This window comes from Candidatus Allofournierella excrementavium (genome assembly GCF_048526665.1).
Lineage (GTDB): Bacteria > Bacillota > Clostridia > Oscillospirales > Ruminococcaceae > Allofournierella_A > Allofournierella_A excrementavium.
The window spans coordinates 31786-48607 of the sequence record NZ_DBGFPE010000042.1 but is presented as its reverse complement, the minus strand read 5'-3'; the positions used below and the strand labels follow the sequence as shown (position 1 = coordinate 48607).

Here is a 16822-nt window from a genome sequence, read left to right as displayed (position 1 = left end):
AAAAGGGGGAACGGGAATGAACGAAAAAAACAAGCGCTGGACCATGCTGGCCCTCTTCCTGGGCCTGCTTGAGATCCTGTTCATCGACGCCATGAGTTCCATCGTGGGGCCGGGCATCGTGGCCGAGCTGGGCAGCACCGATCTGTATGCCTTCATGTACACGCTGACCTTCCTGTGCAACACCCTGGCCCTGCCCATCACCTCCATGCTGGGCAACAAAAGCGGACGGAAATACATCATCGTGGCCGGCGTGCTGGTCTACGGAGTGTCCTCCCTGCTGGCGGGCCTTGCGGGCAGCATGATGTTCCATGTGGTGATGCGCGGCGTGCAGGGCGTCGGCAAGGGCTGCATCCTGGGCAATGTGCTGGCCTTTTTCGGCGAATCGCTGGACGAACAGGGCCGCGCCAAGGCCATGGGCTTTTACGGGACCCTCACCGGCGTGGTGTTCGTGGTGGCTCCTCTGGCCGGCGGCGCCATCGGCGACCTGCTGGGCTGGCGGCTGACCTTCTATCTGTCCGTGCCGCTGACGGCGGTGGTGCTGGCAGTGCTGCTGCTCAAAATGCCCAACCTTCGCCCCAAGGACCCGGCGGGCGGTCTGGACTGGGCCGGCACCCTGCTGCTCTCGGTGCTGACCATCGCCATCGTGATGTTCTTCTCCTGGGGCGGGCAGACCTACAGCTGGGTCTCGGTGCAGGTGCTGGGGTCGCTGGCGGTGTTCCTCGTGTCGCTGGTGCTGTTCGTGCGGCACATCAACCGCTGCGAGCATCCGGTGCTCTCTCCCGCGCTGTTCCGCAACCGTGAATTCGTGCTGGTGATCCTGGGCGTGGTGCTCATCGGGCCCACCCTCTATGCGGTGGGCTCCTACCTGCCCATGCTGTGCCAGGCGCTGGCAGGGATGAACGCCACCATGTCCGGCGCCATTACCGCGCTGAAATCTGTGGTGCAGCTGGCCCTGGGCTACGCGGTGGGCGCGTTCATCGGCAAGACCGGGCGCATCAAGCTGGTGCTGGTGACCACCTCGGTGGTCTATGCCGCATCCAACTTCCTGATGGGCCTCACCCGCTCGCCCGCCGACATGGTCTGGCTCATCCTGGGCGTGCTGCTCTCCGGCCTGGGCACCACCACCTATTCCATGGTCTACACGCTGCATGCGCAGAACGAGCTGCCGGAGTCCCTGGTGGGCGAGGGCACCAGCGCCATCCAGTTCCTGCAGTCCATGAGCGGCACCATCGGCCTGTCCATCGCTGGCATGGTGCTGAACACCTCCTTTGCCCGCGGACTGACCGATGTGGTGCCCGAAGGACTGGACGCCTTCCTCTCCGCGGAGGAGCTGAATGGCTACATGGGCACGACTTTGCTCACCGACCCCACTGCCGTGGAAAAGGCCATGGCCGGCCTGAGCGAGCAGGGCCAGACGCTGTTCACACAGTTTGTGGAGAACCTGCGCTCGGCCTACGCCGGCGCCATGTTCAACACCTTCTGCGTGCTGGGCGTGCTGGCGGCCATCACCCTGATCTTCTCTCTGATGGCGCGCAGCAGCCGGCAGGCAGCCAAAAACTGAGCTTTCCTCTCATAAACGAACGAAGCCCCGCCTCCCGCCGGAATTTCCGGAGGGAGGCGGGGCGTTTTGCGTGCAAAGCTGAAATGGCAGTTCAGCCGGTGACGTCGGTGACCTGCGAGGCTTCCAGCATGGAGGTGAGGCCGCACGCGTCCATGAACACCGGCAGATAATGGTCCCAGAAGTCCCAGTGATGGGTCCCGGGCCCTTTTTCGTAGGTGAAGGCCGGGGCAGTAAGCCCGCGGGCGGCGATGTGCTGTGCCATGGAATCGGAAAGCGGCAGCACAAAATCCTCCGTGCCGCAGTACATCTTGATCTGCGGCAGAGCCTTGCCGGCGTCGAGGGCCGCGTCGAGCAGGTGCTTCACATCGTGCTCGGTGCCCAGGGCGTCGGCCATTTTTTCGGTGCCGAAGGCGTTGCGCGCCACGCCGTACATGGGGCGCATGAAAAGGGGAGCCTCCTCCACCGTGGGGGGGAGGATGGAGCCGATCTCCAGCAGGTTCCCGGCGGAGAAGCAGCCGATGGCGGTGTACCGCTCAGGGTAGGTCAGGCCGATCTTCAGTGCGCCGTATCCGCCCATGGAAAGACCGGCGATGAAGTTGTCCTCCGGCGCGTCCGAGAGCTGGGGGAACATCTCCCGGAACAGCGCGGGCACCTCGTTGGCAATGTGGTCAAAGTAGGGCAGACCCTTGACCATGTTGCTGTAAAAACACTGGCTGAGCACGCCGGGCATCACAACAGCGATGCCGCGGGCCAGAGCGTAGCGCTCCACGTGGGTGTAGCGCTCCCAGCTGGTGGAATCGTCGCCGAAACCGTGAAGAAGCCAGAGAACGGGGATCTTGCCGTCCTTGTTCCTCCGCACCCCGCCGGACAAAAAATCCTTGCCCGTCTGGGGCAGGATGACGGTGCCGTGGGTGTTCATGTTCAGGGAAAAGGAGTAGTAGTCCACTTGGATGCGCGGCATGAAAAATTCCTCCTTGTCTATGCCGTCCCGGCGTTGTGTGTTTGAGGCCGAAAACAGTCCGGATGTTGCATCCATCATATCACACGAAAAATCCCTTTGCAACGCTTCATTCCGCCGTTTTTCGGGGAAAAGTGATAAAAAGTTATATAAATTGCATGGACTTTTATGCAAATTTCTTGACCGATTGTGCATTTCGTTGTATAATTTTCTAAACAAGTGCTACGTTAGCTAAACATTTATTGTGGAGGTGACAGGATGACCCAGCGAGAGCGTCAGATCCTCCGATGGATCGAAGAGAATCCGTTTATCTCCCAGCAGGAGCTGGCCGAAAAAGCCGGGATCACCCGCTCTTCGGCGGCGGTGCATATTTCAAATCTGATGAAAAAGGGCTACATCACAGGCAAAGGCTACATCGTTTCTCCGGCCTCCTATGTCGTTGTGGTGGGCGGCGTGAACATGGACATCGGCGGCATCTCCCACGCGCAGCTGGTGTCTGCCGATTCCAACCCCGGCCGGGTGCGCATAAGCCTGGGCGGCGTCGGCCGCAACATCGCCCATAACATGGCCCTGATGGGGTTGGACGTCCGCATGGTCACCGTGCTGGGCGGAGATTTTTATGCCCAAAAAATCGTCTCAACCTGCGGCGAAATGGGCATCGACATCAGCCGGTCCCTCCGGGTGGCCGATGCGATCACTTCCACCTACCTCTTCATCTCCGGGCCCGACGGTGACATGAAACTGGCCATCTCCGACATGGACATCTATTCCCATCTCACCCCGGCCTTTCTTGCTTCAAAGCTGTCCCTTTTCAACAACGCAAAGCTGCTGGTGGTGGATACCAACATCCCCGCCGAGTCCATCGCCTGGCTGGTGGAGCATGTGGAAGTGCCTGTCTTTGCCGACCCGGTCTCCACCGCAAAAGCGGAAAAGCTGCGCCCCGTGCTGGGCAAGCTTCACACCATCAAGCCCAACCGCATCGAAGCGGAACTGCTCAGCGGCGTGCCCATCACCGACGAGCGCAGCCTGCGCCGGGCGGCCAACGTGCTGCTGAAAACCGGGCTGCGGCAGGTCTTTATCTCCCTGGGGGCCGGCGGCGTGTTCGCCGCCAATCAGGACCGGGGCCTGCATCTGCCCAGCATCCCCGGCTCCATGGTCAACGCCACCGGCTGCGGCGACGCCTTCATGGCGGCCCTCGCCTGGGCGTATATGGAAGGGATGGACCTGGAGCAGAGCGCTTATGCCGGCCTGGCGGCGTCCTCCATTGCCCTGGAGGGCAGTGAGACCATCAACCCTGAGATGAGCGTGGACGCCATAAGGAGCCGTCTGGCCTGAAAAAACCGACCCGATAAAAATCATCGTGCCGCATATAAAATTCTTTGGAGGAGGTCATGAGTATGGAACTGAACAAACATCTTGATGTATCCCCGGAGGTCGCCGAAGCACTTGCCGCGGGCAAGCCTGTGGTGGCGCTGGAGTCCACGATCATTTCCCACGGGATGCCGTATCCTCAGAATGTGCAGACCGCCCTTGCCGTGGAAAAGGTCATCCGTGACAACGGCGCTGTTCCGGCGACCATCTGCATCATCAACGGCCGGCTGAAAGCGGGCTGTACCCCGGAGGAGATCGAGTATCTGGGCAAGTCCGGGCCTCGTGTTGCCAAAGCCAGCCGCCGCGACCTGGCCATGCTCGTGGCCCGCAAGGCGGACGGCGCCACCACCGTGACCACCACCATGATGATCGCCCACATGGCCGGCATCAAGGTGTTCGCCACCGGCGGCATTGGCGGCGTGCACCGGGGCGCCGAGACCACCATGGACATCTCCGCCGACCTGGAAGAGCTGGCCCGCACCCCCGTCATGGTGGTCTGCGCCGGCGCCAAGTCCATCCTCGACCTGGGGCTCACTCTGGAATACCTGGAGACCCACGGCGTGCCCGTCATCGGCTACGGCACGGAGGAACTGCCCGCCTTCTACACCAGAAAGTCCGGCTTCAAGGTGGACTACCGGGTGGACTCTCCCGAGGAGCTGGCCGAACTGTTCCGCACCAGCGCCGAGCTGGGCGTAGAGTCCGGCATCCTGGTGACCAACCCCATCCCCGAAGAGTATTCCATGGACCCCGACGTCATCAACAAGGCCATCTCCGAAGCTGTTGACGAGGCCAACGCCAAGGGCATCCACGGCAAAGAGATCACCCCGTTCCTGCTGGGCCGCATCAAGGACATCACCGGAGGCGACAGCCTGGACGCCAACATCCAGCTGGTGTTCAACAACGCCCGCCTGGCGGCCCAAACGGCCAAATGCCTCGCCGGGAACTGAGACGCGCAGAAAAGAAGGTGAACCATGGACAACCAGCATAACGACACGATACTGAAAATAGAAGGCGTTACCAAGGTCTATCCCGGCGTCTGTGCCCTGAACGATGTTTCCTTCGAGGTGAAGAAGGGGCAGGTCCATGCCCTGATGGGCGAAAACGGCGCGGGAAAGTCCACCCTCATCAAGGTCATCAGCGGCGCCATCCACCCTGAAAAGGGCAGCATCTGGATCGATGGCAAAAGCTATGAGCACCTGACGCCGGCCCGCGCCATGGAACTGGGCATCGGCGTTATTTATCAGGAGTTCAACAATGTGCCGTCCCTCTCGGTGACCCAGAACGTGTTCCTGGGCAAGAGGGTAGGCGGCAGGTTCATGTTCGACCTCAAGGAGATGCGCCGGCGCACCAAGGAGATCTTCGAGTCTCTGGGAGTGTCCATCCCCGTGGACGCCATGGTAGGCAATCTTTCCGTGGCGCAGCAGCAGATCGTGGAGATCGCCCGCGCCCTTTCCCAGAACATCAAGGTCCTCATCATGGACGAGCCCAGCGCCACGCTGGCCATCGCCGAGGTGCGCCGCCTGTTCGACATCATCCTCAAGCTGAAAAAACAGGGGGTCACCATCATCTACATCTCCCACCGCATGGAGGAGGTCTTTGAACTGGCCGACAGCATCACCATCCTGCGGGATGGCTGCCATGTCAAGACCTGCCCCATGGAGGGCATGACCCGCAAGGAGATCATCCGCGCCATGGTCGGCCGGGAGCTGGTGGAGGATTACCCGTCGCGCAGCACGCAGATCGGTCCGCCGGTCCTGGAGGTGGAGCACCTCACCGGCAACGGCGACACCGACATCAGCCTGACGCTTCACAAAGGCGAGGTGCTGGGCCTTGCCGGGCTGGTGGGCGCGGGGCGCACCGAACTGGCAAAAGTCATCTACGGCGTGACCCACAAGGAGTCGGGCACCATCAAGCTCAAGGGCGAGCCGGTGGACTTCCGTGCGCCCCGGGACGCGCTGAACGCGGGCGTGGGCTATATCTCGGAGAACCGCAAGACCGAGGGCGTTTTCCTGGATTTCCCCATTTCCTGGAACATCACCATTTCCGCGCTGCGCCGCTATTCAAAACTCTCGTTTACCAACAAAGCTGCGCTGGAGAACGTGATGAAAAGCATGTCGGACCGGTTCCGCATCAAGGCGCCCACCATGGAACAGCTGGTGCGCAACCTGTCGGGCGGCAACCAGCAGAAGGTGGCGCTGGCCAAGGTCCTGGCGCTGGACACCGACGTCGTCATCTTTGACGAGCCCACCCGCGGCATCGACGTGGGTGTGAAACAGGAGATATACCAGATCATCAACGAGATGGTGGAGCGCGGCATTTCCATCATCATGATCTCTTCCGAGATGGAGGAACTGATCGGCATGTCAGACCGCATCGTGGTGCTTCATGAAGGACGGATAACCGGTGAACTGGAAAAGAAGGACTTCGATCAGCAGAAGATACTGGAATATGCGTCCGGCATACAGCACTGAGGAGGAAGAGAAATGAATGTGAATATGAAAGACCGCCTGGTCCGGTTGGTACGCAACAACATGCCATGGTTCATCCTCCTTGTGGTGGCCGTGATCTTTTCGTTCAGCTCCAGCAACTTTTTCAGCCTGCAGAACATCATCAACATCCTCAACCAGAACGCCTACGTCATCGTCTGCTCCATCGGCATCACCTTCATCATGATGGCCGGGCAGATCGATCTGTCGGTGGGCTATCAGATGTCTCTCATCGGCGTTTCGCTGGGCATCCTGGTCAAGTATTTTGACCCGCCGGTCTGGGTGCTGCTGCTGGCCGGCATCCTGATGGGCGTTGTGCTCTGCGAGCTCAACATGATCCTCGCGGTGAAGCTGCGCATCACCCTTCTGATGGTGACCGTCAGCACCTCCATGCTCTATCAGGGCATCTCCTACACGGTCTCCGGCTCCAAGACCCTCAGCGGGTTCAGCGATTCGTTCAAGTTCATCAGCCAGGGCTACATCGGCAGCATCCCCTTTGCGGTCATCCTCACGCTGGTGCTGGTGGTCATCATGAGCATCTTCCTCACCAAGACCTATTGGGGCACCTACATCTACGCCCTGGGCGGCAACGAGGACGCCGCGCGCCTGGCCGGCATCAGCGTCACCGCCGCCAAAATGATGATCGGCGCCATCGCCGGCATCTTTGTGGGCCTGTCCTCCATCATGCTGGTCGCCCGTGTGGGCACCGCGCAGTCCGGCGTGGGCCCCGGCACCGAGTTCACCGTCATCACCGGCATCCTGCTGGGCGGCGTCAGTGCCCGCGGCGGTGAAGGCCGGCTTTCCGGCGTGGTGGCCGGCATCCTCATCATGGCCATCCTGGGCAACGGCATGCAGCTTGGCGGCTGGGGCGTCTACCTCCAGTATGTGGCCAAGGGCATCATCATGCTGGTGGCCATCGGCGTTGACGTGTATCAGTACAATCACCGCAAGATCATTGTGGACAAGCTGCCCGGCGCTGAGGAAGAAAGCCCGGTCACCCAGTAAGCAAACCTTGGAAAAAGGTTCTGTTTATATGCCAAAAAACACGATCAGAAAAGGAGAGTTCGAAATGAAAAAACTGCGCAAGGCAATTTCGCTGCTCATCGCCTGCACGCTGGCCTTCTCGCTGGTGGCTTGCGGCGGTGCGCCCTCGTCCACTGTCACCTCCGCCACCTCCGGGTCCACCCCCGCCTCGGGCGCCTCTGAGACCTCGGAGCCGGAACAGCACGTGCTGAGCATCGTCTGGCCCACCCTGAGCATCGACTTCTACACCACCATGGCCGACGTGATGAAGGCCCAGGCCGAGGCCGAAGGCTGGCAGGTGGATGTTGTGTCCTATGACTTCAACTCCGCCACCCAGGTCACCCAGCTGGAAAACTGCGAGACCATGGGTGCCACCGACATCATCACCTGCGCGCTGGACCCCGATGCCATTGAGGACGTCTGCGTCCGCCTGCGCGAGAAAGGCATCAACATCAACATGTTCGCCATGGCGCCCGACAACCTGGACGCTTATGACTCTGTGACTGTGGCCGACCAGTACCAGATCGGCGAAGCCATCGCCCAGAACGCTTCCGACTGGGTGGACGCGACCTTCCCTGACGCAGAGGACGGCTCCATCGACGCTGTTATCATCAAGCTGCCCACCGACGCGGAGAACATCAAGCGCGACGAAGGCATGGATACCATCGCCAACAACCCCAAGATCAACGTGGTCCGCAGCTATGAGCTCAGCGCGGAAGACCCCGTCGAGGCCCAGAACGCCATCGATATGATGATGCTGGAATACCCCGATACCAAGGTGGTCCTGTGCCACTTCGCCTCCCTGGCCCTGGCCGCTGACGTGACCGCCATGGGCTACTCCCAGATCGACCGCGAGCACTTCGGCATCTTCTCCGGCGACTGGGACAGCGAGCTGGCCAACCGCATCCAGGCCTCTGTGAACAACGAGAGCCTGATCCGCGCCACCGGCACCTACTCCACCAACGCCATGGAACTGCAGTTCTATGTCTGCGCTGGTGAGTACGACGACGAACTCAACGACCAGAAGCAGTACGTGTATCCCATCGTTCGCATCACTCCTGAAAACATCAACGAGTATCTCTGATCCTGCGTTTTTCTTCCGGCATATCTGAAAAGGCATAACTGAAAGGGCCCCCTTCGGGAAGAAGGGGGCCCTTTTGTGCAGTAAATACTCAATTGGCAAAATGGGTGTGTTTGGCTTTCCATTTGCGCAGGGCGATGCCCAGCCAGAACCCATAGATGCCAAGGGTGATGATGGTGAGGAAGAACCACTTGATCCAGTTCCCGAACAGCTGAACGGCGCTGCCGTCAAAGGTGAGGCGGTGGCCGTTCACAACGGTGTGTTTGGTCTCCCAGCCATATACCATGCACACGGCCCAGGGATAGCAGATGCCGCAGGTGCATACGGTGATGAGCGTGCCCAGCAGCCGCCAGCCGATCAGCTGCAGCAGGCCGCCGTCAAAATACGAGTCGTTCATGAACGATCCCCCCTGTTTGTCTGGTGTCTGTCGGCTTTTGTCTGCCGCCGCTTTTAATGTAGTATACTGGCAACGGATTGTCAATCAAGCAGGGGAAAAGGACGAGCAGCGAACAACAAAAAAGCGCCGCAAGCGTTTGACCGCTTGCGGCGATTTTGGTGCGAGGGAGGGGACTTGAACCCCCATGGTATATACCACACGCACCTCAAACGTGCGCGTCTGCCGGTTCCGCCACCCTCGCGTATCAGGCGGGAAATTCCGCAAAAAGTATTCTACCATAGGATGCTGGCGAAGTCAATACCCAGAATTCTGTTCGCCGGAGGTTTCCTCTTCGCCGGGCAGAAGGGTCACCTGCTGCAGCTTGCGCTGGATCTGCCGGGTGCGCACGCCCACCAGATTTTCCAGTTCGCTGCTGGCCTGATTCAGCCGGTTCTGCGCCTGCGCCAGCGCCTGGCCAAAGGTGTCGAACTCGGCCTTCACGCTGCCCAGCACCTTCCACACCTCGCTGCTGCGCTTCTGAATGGCCAGCGTCTTGAAGCCCATCTGCAGGCTGTTCAGCAACGCTGCCATGGTGGTGGGACCCGCCACCACGATCTTGTATTCCCGCTGCAGCCGCTCGGCGGTGCCCCGGCGCACCACCTCAGCGTAAAGCCCCTCCACCGGCAGGAACATCACCCCGAAATCGGTGGTGTGGCCGGGGGCGAGGTATTTGTCGTGGATGTCCTTGCCGAAGCCGCGCACCCGCTTGTCCAGTTCCTTGGCCGCCAATTCCACCGCGGCCTTGTCCGCCGTGTCGTAGGCCGCCAGCAGTGCGGCGTAGGCATCCTGGGGGAACTTCGCGTCAATGGGCAGCCACACCGGGCCGTCGCCGTCGCCCGGCAGCTTGACCGCGAACTCCACCCGCTCGGCGCTGCCCGGCACGGTGGCCACGTTCTCGGCGTACTGCCCGGGGGCCAGCAGCTGCTCCAGAATGGCCCCCAGCTGCACCTCGCCCAGAATGCCCCGGGTCTTGACGTTGCTCAGCACCTTTTTCAGATCGCCCACGCCCGCGGCCAGTGTGCGCATCTCGCCCAGCCCTTTATACACCAGCTCCAGCTGCTGGCTCACAAGGCCGAAACTCTTCTGCAGCCGGTCCTCCAGCGTCTTTTGCAGCTTCTCGTCCACCGTCTGGCGCATCTCGCCCAGCCGCCGGTCGGTCACTGCCTGCATGGCGTTCAGGCGCACCTCCATGGTGGTGCGGATACTCTCCAGCTTCTGCTCGGTCTGCACGTTGCTGGCCTGCAGCCCGGAGGCCACGCTGCCGGAAAGTTCCTGCCGCGTCTGGCGTATCTCGGCCAGCAGGTCCTGCCGCACCTTTTCCAGGTCCTCGCCGGACAGCCCCCGCGGGCGGCGAAGCAGATTGGCGAGGCTCAGCACGCAGGCCAGCCCCGCCAGAACCAAAGTCACAATTTCCATCATTTTCTCCTTGCAAAGGGGGATAACCTGACCCCTGACTTCATAGCTATAAGTATACGTGGTTTGCCGGGGCAAATCAACATTACAGAAGGCGGCGAGATGATATGGGAAACTCTCTGAAACGAAAACGCAGGCTCTGGGTGCTGGTCTGGTGCGCCTGCTGCGCGGGGGCGGTCAGCGCCATGCTGTGGGCGGTGCAGCGCGCTCAGCCGGTGTGCCGTCAGTCGGACCTGGAGGCGACCACCTTCGTGTCTGCCCAGGCTCTGGCAGAGGAAGACGGGGAAAAGCGGGTGTTCCTCACCTTCGACGACGGCCCCAGCTCCACCACCGAGACGGTGCTGGATATATTGAAAGAAAAGGGGGTGCCCGCCACCTTTTTTGTGGTGTCGGCAGATAACAACAAGGACCACCTGCCTCTCATCAAGCGGGCGGTGGAGGAGGGCCACCAGATTGCGCTCCACAGTTGTACCCATTCCTATAAGACCATCTATGCCAGCACCACCGCCTTCTGGGCGGACATCAAGGAGCTGCGCCAGCAGATAGGAACCTATGTGGACCTGGAGACGGTGCATTGGATCCGTTTCCCCGGCGGCAGCACCAATACTGTCAGCCACAAATACGGCGGCAGTTCCATCATGAAGAATCTGGTGGAGCAGGCGGGGGAGAAGGGCTACCGCTATGTTGACTGGAACGTCTGCGCCGAAGACGCGGCGGGCGGTCACCCCAGCGCCGACGACGTCTACCGCAATGTGGTCAAGGGAGCCGAGGGCAAAAATGTCTGTGTGGTGCTGATGCACGACACAAAAGCCACCCGCAAGACCACCGCCGAGGCTCTGCCGGACATTATCGACTGGTTCAAGGAGCAGGGCTACCGCTTCTGCCGCATCGACGAGCTGGACCGGCAGATATAAGCGCCGCGATTGTAAATTTTTTGGGAATTATCGGCCCCGCCAGGGCTGGCGAATTGTAAACAGGGGCAAAATAGTGTATGATAATAGGGTTGACAGCGCCGCCCGCCGGATGGTGAGGCAGGCTGCTGTCAGCCCATTTTCTTGTGGAAAGGGGCGCGCGGCGTGTTCGGCTATGTCACCCCCGACAAAGGTGAAATGAAGGTGCGGGAGTACGAGTGCTACCGTGCCGTTTACTGCGGGCTGTGCATGCAGCTGAAAGCGGACTACGGCTTCGTGAGCCGGATGCTCCTCAACTATGACCTGGTCACCGTGGCCCTGCTGGCCGACGGCATCAGCGGCGAAAAGGGCAGCCCCTGCATGAAACGCTGCATGGCCAACCCCTTGCGCCGTCGCTGCATGCACGCGGGCACCCAAGGGCTGCGGCTCGCGGCCGCGTCGCTGGTGCTGCTGAGCTGGTACAAGCTGGCGGACGATTTGGAGGACGAACCTTTCGCCCGGAGATTTGCCTCGGGCGCGCTTCGATTCCTGTTGTGCCGGGCCCACAAAAAGGCCGCCGTCGCCCAGCCGGAACTGGACAGATTGCTGGCGGAACAGACAGTCTGCCAGCAAACGCTGGAGCAGGCGGGCTGTGCTAACCCCGACGAGGCAGCGGAGCCGACGGGACGCATGACCGCGGCCATTCTGGAAAAATGCGCGGTGCGGCCCGAAGACGCGCATATCCTGAGTCGCATGGGCCTGTTCCTGGGCAAGATACTCTACTGGCTTGACGCCGCCGAGGACTACGACAAAGACAAGGAAAAAGGCCGCTACAACGTGTTCCTGCGCATGGGGCTGGACCGGGCCGCCGCCATCGAGCAGGCCGCTCTTCAGTGCCGGCTGGCGGCAGGGGAAGTGGCCCGCTGCTACAATCTGCTGCGGCTGGAGCTCAACCGCCCCATTCTGGACAACATCATCTTCCTGGGCCTGCCTGCCGGCATCCGCCGCGCCGGGCAGCCGCAAAAACATGAAAAACACGCAGCGCTGGTGTGATGCCGGCGCGGAAAGGAAACGAACATGGACGCATATCAGGTGCTGGGCCTGCGGCGCGGCGCGAGCGAGGACGAAGTGAAAGCCGCCTATCGCGCGCTGGCGCAGAAGTATAACCCCGATAATTACGAGGCCGGCCCTCTGAAAGAGGACGCGCTGAAAAAGATGGAAGAGATCAACGCCGCCTTCGACCAGGTCATGGCCGAACTGCGGGGCGCCCCGGCCCACACCGGCGAGACCGGTCCCCGGCAGGATGGGCAGCAGACCGATCCCGGTAGCCTGCCGGAGATACGGGCACTGATCCAGCAGGGCAGGGTGGACGAGGCTCTGGCCCGCCTGCAGGCGATGCCCGACGGCCCCGCCAACGCCGAGTGGAACTTTTTGATGGGCAGCGCCTATTATTACAAGGGCTGGCTGAACGAGGCGCTGCGCTTCTTCCAGGAAGCCTGCCGTCTGGCGCCCACCAACCGGGAGTATGCGGCGGCGCTGCACAACCTGCAGAGCACGGCGAACGGCCAGATGCCCGGCAACCCCTACGGCGCTTACGGAACGGGTCCCCAGGCAAACGCGGTCGGATGCAGCTGTTGTGACATCTGCACGGCCATGATGTGCATGGATATGTGCTGCAACTGCGGCCAGTGCTGATCATGCGCCGGAGAAAAAGCGGGCGGATCGCCCTGTGCGGCGTGCTGTGCGCGCTGGCAATGACACTGATGCTGGGCGGCAGCGTGCTGCCCTTTGCCACATTCTGCGCCCCTGCCATGGGCGGCATCCTGCTGGTGCCCATTGCCATGGAGTGCGGCATGCGCCTTGCATGGGTGAGCTACGCCGCCCTTTCGATTTTGAGCGTTCTCTTCGTGCCCGACAAGGAGAGCGCCTTCATCTTTGTGTTCCTGCTGGGGCACTATCCGCTTTTGAAAGCCTACCTGCAGCGCATCCCCTGGCGCTGGCTGCGGGCGGTGGTGAAAACGGTGGTGTTCAACGGTCTGGTGTTCGCCTGCTATGGCGTGGTGCTGTACATCCTGCCCATCCAGGCCATCGTGCAGGAATTTGCCCACACCGCGCCCCTGGCGCTGGCAGGGCTGCTGGCGCTGGCCAACGTTTGCTTCTGGGTCTACGACGCGGCGCTGAACAATCTGATACGGGCCTATGCCCTGCGCATGCGCCCGCTGCTGCGGCGCTTTTTGTGAATTGCGGCATATTTGCGGAAATTCCAACGAAAAGGATCGGTGTGAATGAATCAGAACAACAGATGGAGACCCAACCCGAACTTCTTTTCCAACCTCGCGGTGGTCATCATCGGCATCTCCTTTTATCTGGCCATGTCCAATCTGGACCTGGTGCACCAGGCCATCAGCGGGGTGCTGGGGGTGCTCTCGCCTTTCGTGGGCGGTTTCGTGGTCGCCTATCTGCTGGACGGCCCCGTGCGCTTTTTTGAAGAGAAGTTCTCCATGAAGCGCGGCTTGAGCATCGCGGTGAGCTACCTGCTGGCCATCGCCCTGTTCGGCGTTCTTCTGAGCTTTGTTCTGCCCCAGGTGGTGCAGAGCGTGATGGTGCTGGGCAACAACCTGAACTCCTATCTGAGCAGCCTCAACACCTTTGTGGCGGATATATCCACCCGCTTCGACCTGGATGAGGAACTGATCGAGGGCATGATGCTCTCCTACACCGACCTGATGCAGCAGGCAACCGCCCTTCTGCGTGACTTCATGCCCCAGCTGCTGGATTACAGCATGGCGGTGGGCAGCGGCCTTGTGTCCGCGCTCACGGCCTTCATCGCCTCGGTGTATATGCTCATGGGCAAGCAGCGGCTGCTGGGCCAGATGCGCAAGGTCATTTATGCCTTCCTGCCCCTGCAGAAAGCCCGGCGGATGCTGGCTGTGTGCAGCAATGCCAACCGGGTGTTCAACGGCTTCATCTACGGCAAGCTGATCGACAGCGCCATTATCGGCGTGCTCTGTTTCATCCTGATGAGCCTGTTCAAGATGCCCTTCGCGCTGCTCATCAGCGTGGTGGTGGGCGTCACCAATGTCATTCCCTTCTTCGGCCCCTTCATCGGCGCCATCCCCAGCGTGATGATCCTGCTGATGGTGGACCCCATCGTGGCCATCGAGTTCGGCGTGCTCATTCTGGTCTTGCAGCAGTTCGACGGCAACATCCTGGGCCCCAAGATCCTGGGCGACTCCACCGGCCTGTCGGCCATCTGGGTGCTGGTGGCCATCATCGTGGGCGGCGGCCTGTTCGGCTTTGTGGGCATGGTCATCGGCGTGCCCACCTTCGCCGTGCTCTACTCGCTCACCAGTGACCTGCTGGCCCGCCGCCTCAAGGCAAAAGGCATCGACAAAAACGGCGACCCGCTGCCGCAGGCTCCTGTGCCTGCCGAAGAGCAAGCGGCCGCAGAGAATAACGCCGGGCCTGTGCGCCCCTGAAAGGAACCGACTATGTGGTTTGACCGGGCAAGTGTTTATCAGATCTATCCTCTGGGTTTGTGCGGCGCGCCGGAGTATAACGACGGCGTGTGCGAGCACCGCATTCTGAAATTGCTGGACTGGGTGGAGCACATCAAGGCATTGAACATGACCTGTGTGCTGCTGAACCCTGTGTTCGAAAGCGACAAGCATGGCTATGACACCCGCGATTACTTCCGGGTGGACTGCCGTCTTGGCACCAATGAGGATTTGAAGAAGGTGTGCGACGTCTTTCACGCCGCGGGCATCCGCGTGATGCTGGACGGCGTGTTCAACCATGTGGGCCGGGGCTTCTGGGCCTTTGAGGACGTGCGGCAAAAGAAATGGGACAGCCCTTATAAGGACTGGTTCCATCTGAGCTTCGACGGCAACACCGAATACAACGACGGCTTCTGGTACGAAGGCTGGGAAGGCCACAACGAGCTGGTGAAGCTGAACCTGAACAATCCGGCGGTGGTGGACCATCTCTTCGCGGCGGTGAAAAGCTGGGTGGAGGAGTATGGCATCGACGGCCTGCGGCTGGACGTGGCTTACTGTCTGTCGCCGGACTTCCTTGCAAAGCTGCGCGGCTTTACAGACTCTCTCAAGCCGGAATTTGTGCTGATGGGGGAGACGCTCCACGGCGACTACAACCGCTGGATGAACGATCATGCCTGCCATTCGGTGACCAACTACGAATGCTACAAGGGCCTTTATTCCAGCTTCAACAGCATGAACATGTTCGAGATCGGCCACAGCCTGAACCGGCAGTTCGGCCCCGAACAGTGGACGCTCTACAAAGGAAAGCATCTGCTGGCCTTTCTGGATAACCACGATGTGGAACGCATCGCCAGCATCCTGACCAACCCCGCCCACATCCGCCCGGCCTATGGCCTTCTGTTCGGCATGCCCGGCACGCCTGCGGTGTATTACAGCAGCGAGTGGGGTCAGACGGGCAGAAAAAGGGACGGCGACGCCGCCCTGCGCCCCGCGCTGGACGGACCGCAGAAAAACGAGCTGACCGAATGGGTGGCGGCGCTGGCAGCTGCCCGCGCTTCCAGCCGGGCCCTGTGCGAAGGGGACTACCGCACTTTGGCGCTGACCAACCGCCAGTTCGTGTTCCAGCGCGCGGTGGAGGGCGAGCGGATCATCGTTGCGGTGAACGCCGACGGCGAGGAGTACACCGCCCATTTTGACGCCGGTGCGGGTCGTGCCACCGACCTCATCACCGGCGAGCCCCACGACTTCGGCGGGGGCAGCCGCCTTGCGCCATACAGCGTTTACTTCTGGCGGACTGAGTAAAGAAGAATAACTTTACACATAAAAAGCCGGGCCTGACATCGGGCCCGGCTTTTATATATGCAGTGTGAATAGGTTGAATTCCACCTATTTGATGGTATAATACAGGGGAGGTGATGTTTCTATGATGCTTGACACCCGCGAAATGATTTCCGTGACCGAGGCCAACCAAAATTTCTCACGGGCAACGCGAATTGCCGACCAGCGCGGCAAGGCGGTGATTTTGAAGGGCAACCGCCCCAAGTATGTTTTGCTGGACATCGAAGCAGACCCCCGACTGCTTTTGTCAGACGATGAACTGATCGGGATCTCCGCCACCCGTATTTTCAAAAATCATCGGGCAGCGTTTGAGGAGCTTGCAAAATGATCGTGCTATCTGCGCAAAAAGTGCTTCAGCTTCACCGGTTCCTGATGCAGGAGACCGGCGGGCTGGACGGTCTTCGGGATGAAGGTCTGTTTGATTCCGCTGTGCAAGGCCCCTTCGCCACGTTTGGAGGCCAGGAGCTTTATCCCGGCATCGAAGAGAAAGCGGCAAAGCTGGGAGTCACCCTCACCAAGAACCATGCCTTCCTGGACGGAAACAAGCGTATCGGCGCCTTTGCGCTGCTTATTTTCCTGGACGTAAACGGAGTGGCGATGGAATACTCCGACGATGACCTGATCGCTCTGGGCCTCGGCATGGCCGACGGCACGCTGGATTACGAAGAGGTTCTGGGCTGGATCATAAAACATAAGGCAGGGGAGGGCTCCCCGCTCTGACCAAACAGGCCTCAGCATTGTGAAAAAGCTGAGGCCTGAAATTTTTTG

At 60.8% G+C, this 16822-nt stretch carries 17 protein-coding genes and 1 tRNA gene; 14 read left to right on the top strand and 4 right to left on the bottom strand.

What is annotated here, in order from left to right; genetic code table 11:
- Positions 1-16 precede the first annotated feature (16 nt).
- Positions 17-1561, top strand: coding sequence for an MFS transporter (locus ACMI1Q_RS10185; RefSeq protein ID WP_419503683.1), 1545 nt, complete (start codon positions 17-19; stop codon positions 1559-1561).
- Positions 1562-1652: 91 nt separating this feature from the next.
- Here the strand turns inward: ACMI1Q_RS10185 and ACMI1Q_RS10180 are convergent, their stop codons facing one another.
- Positions 1653-2522, bottom strand: a complete 870-nt coding sequence (locus ACMI1Q_RS10180; protein WP_419503682.1) for an alpha/beta hydrolase — start codon at positions 2520-2522, stop codon at positions 1653-1655.
- Between the two features lie 255 nt (positions 2523-2777).
- Here ACMI1Q_RS10180 and ACMI1Q_RS10175 point away from each other — a divergent pair, with 255 nt between their 5' ends.
- The 5 genes from ACMI1Q_RS10175 to ACMI1Q_RS10155 all read left to right on the top strand — a co-directional run bounded on the left by ACMI1Q_RS10175 (position 2778) and on the right by ACMI1Q_RS10155 (position 8483).
- Positions 2778-3854, top strand: coding sequence for a PfkB family carbohydrate kinase (locus ACMI1Q_RS10175; RefSeq protein WP_419503681.1), 1077 nt, complete (start codon positions 2778-2780; stop codon positions 3852-3854).
- Between the two features lie 62 nt (positions 3855-3916).
- Positions 3917-4837 (top strand): pseudouridine-5'-phosphate glycosidase, encoded by a 921-nt coding sequence (locus ACMI1Q_RS10170; RefSeq protein ID WP_330057634.1) that lies wholly within the window; start codon positions 3917-3919, stop codon positions 4835-4837.
- Between the two features lie 24 nt (positions 4838-4861).
- Positions 4862-6361 carry a sugar ABC transporter ATP-binding protein gene (locus ACMI1Q_RS10165; protein ID WP_419503680.1) on the top strand — a complete coding sequence of 500 codons (1500 nt, stop codon included), beginning with the start codon at positions 4862-4864 and terminating at the stop codon, positions 6359-6361.
- Between the two features lie 12 nt (positions 6362-6373).
- Positions 6374-7381 (top strand): ABC transporter permease, encoded by a 1008-nt coding sequence (locus ACMI1Q_RS10160; RefSeq protein WP_330057630.1) that lies wholly within the window; start codon positions 6374-6376, stop codon positions 7379-7381.
- A 64-nt stretch (positions 7382-7445) separates the two neighbouring features.
- The gene (locus ACMI1Q_RS10155) at positions 7446-8483 is read left to right on the top strand and encodes a sugar ABC transporter substrate-binding protein (RefSeq protein ID WP_330057627.1); all 1038 of its coding nucleotides are present in this window, start codon (positions 7446-7448) and stop codon (positions 8481-8483) included.
- Between the two features lie 88 nt (positions 8484-8571).
- Here ACMI1Q_RS10155 and ACMI1Q_RS10150 read toward each other — a convergent pair whose 3' ends face one another.
- The 3 genes from ACMI1Q_RS10150 to ACMI1Q_RS10140 form a co-directional block, all read right to left on the bottom strand.
- On the bottom strand, positions 8572-8877 hold the full coding sequence (locus ACMI1Q_RS10150; protein ID WP_330057625.1) for a DUF898 family protein: 306 nt from the start codon (positions 8875-8877) through the stop codon (positions 8572-8574).
- A 156-nt stretch (positions 8878-9033) separates the two neighbouring features.
- Positions 9034-9118 (bottom strand) — tRNA-Leu (locus ACMI1Q_RS10145).
- Positions 9119-9171: 53 nt separating this feature from the next.
- Positions 9172-10332: a DNA recombination protein RmuC gene (locus ACMI1Q_RS10140; RefSeq protein WP_419503679.1), complete on the bottom strand. Its 1161-nt coding sequence runs from the start codon at positions 10330-10332 to the stop codon at positions 9172-9174.
- A 104-nt stretch (positions 10333-10436) separates the two neighbouring features.
- Between ACMI1Q_RS10140 and ACMI1Q_RS10135 the strand changes: the two genes are divergently transcribed.
- The 8 genes from ACMI1Q_RS10135 to ACMI1Q_RS10100 all read left to right on the top strand — a co-directional run bounded on the left by ACMI1Q_RS10135 (position 10437) and on the right by ACMI1Q_RS10100 (position 16774).
- The gene (locus ACMI1Q_RS10135) at positions 10437-11243 is read left to right on the top strand and encodes a polysaccharide deacetylase family protein (protein ID WP_419503678.1); all 807 of its coding nucleotides are present in this window, start codon (positions 10437-10439) and stop codon (positions 11241-11243) included.
- Positions 11244-11405: 162 nt separating this feature from the next.
- A complete protein-coding gene (locus tag ACMI1Q_RS10130; protein ID WP_419503677.1) occupies positions 11406-12272 on the top strand; it encodes a DUF5685 family protein in 867 nt (288 codons plus the stop codon).
- A gap of 24 nt (positions 12273-12296) precedes the next feature.
- Complete coding sequence (locus ACMI1Q_RS10125) at positions 12297-12914, top strand: J domain-containing protein (RefSeq protein WP_330057617.1); 618 nt, start codon at positions 12297-12299, stop codon at positions 12912-12914.
- 2 nt (positions 12915-12916) lie between these two features.
- Entirely contained in the window at positions 12917-13459 is a 543-nt protein-coding gene (locus tag ACMI1Q_RS10120) for a hypothetical protein (RefSeq protein WP_330057615.1), read from the top strand.
- Positions 13460-13504: 45 nt separating this feature from the next.
- Positions 13505-14698: an AI-2E family transporter gene (locus ACMI1Q_RS10115; protein WP_330057613.1), complete on the top strand. Its 1194-nt coding sequence runs from the start codon at positions 13505-13507 to the stop codon at positions 14696-14698.
- 12 nt (positions 14699-14710) lie between these two features.
- Positions 14711-16018 carry an alpha-amylase family glycosyl hydrolase gene (locus ACMI1Q_RS10110; protein ID WP_419503676.1) on the top strand — a complete coding sequence of 436 codons (1308 nt, stop codon included), beginning with the start codon at positions 14711-14713 and terminating at the stop codon, positions 16016-16018.
- A gap of 121 nt (positions 16019-16139) precedes the next feature.
- A complete protein-coding gene (locus ACMI1Q_RS10105) occupies positions 16140-16382 on the top strand; it encodes a type II toxin-antitoxin system Phd/YefM family antitoxin (RefSeq protein WP_330057609.1) in 243 nt (80 codons plus the stop codon).
- A complete protein-coding gene (locus ACMI1Q_RS10100; RefSeq protein WP_417025464.1) occupies positions 16379-16774 on the top strand; it encodes a type II toxin-antitoxin system death-on-curing family toxin in 396 nt (131 codons plus the stop codon). Before ACMI1Q_RS10105 ends, ACMI1Q_RS10100 begins: the two co-directional genes overlap by 4 nt.
- Positions 16775-16822: the final 48 nt, after the last annotated feature.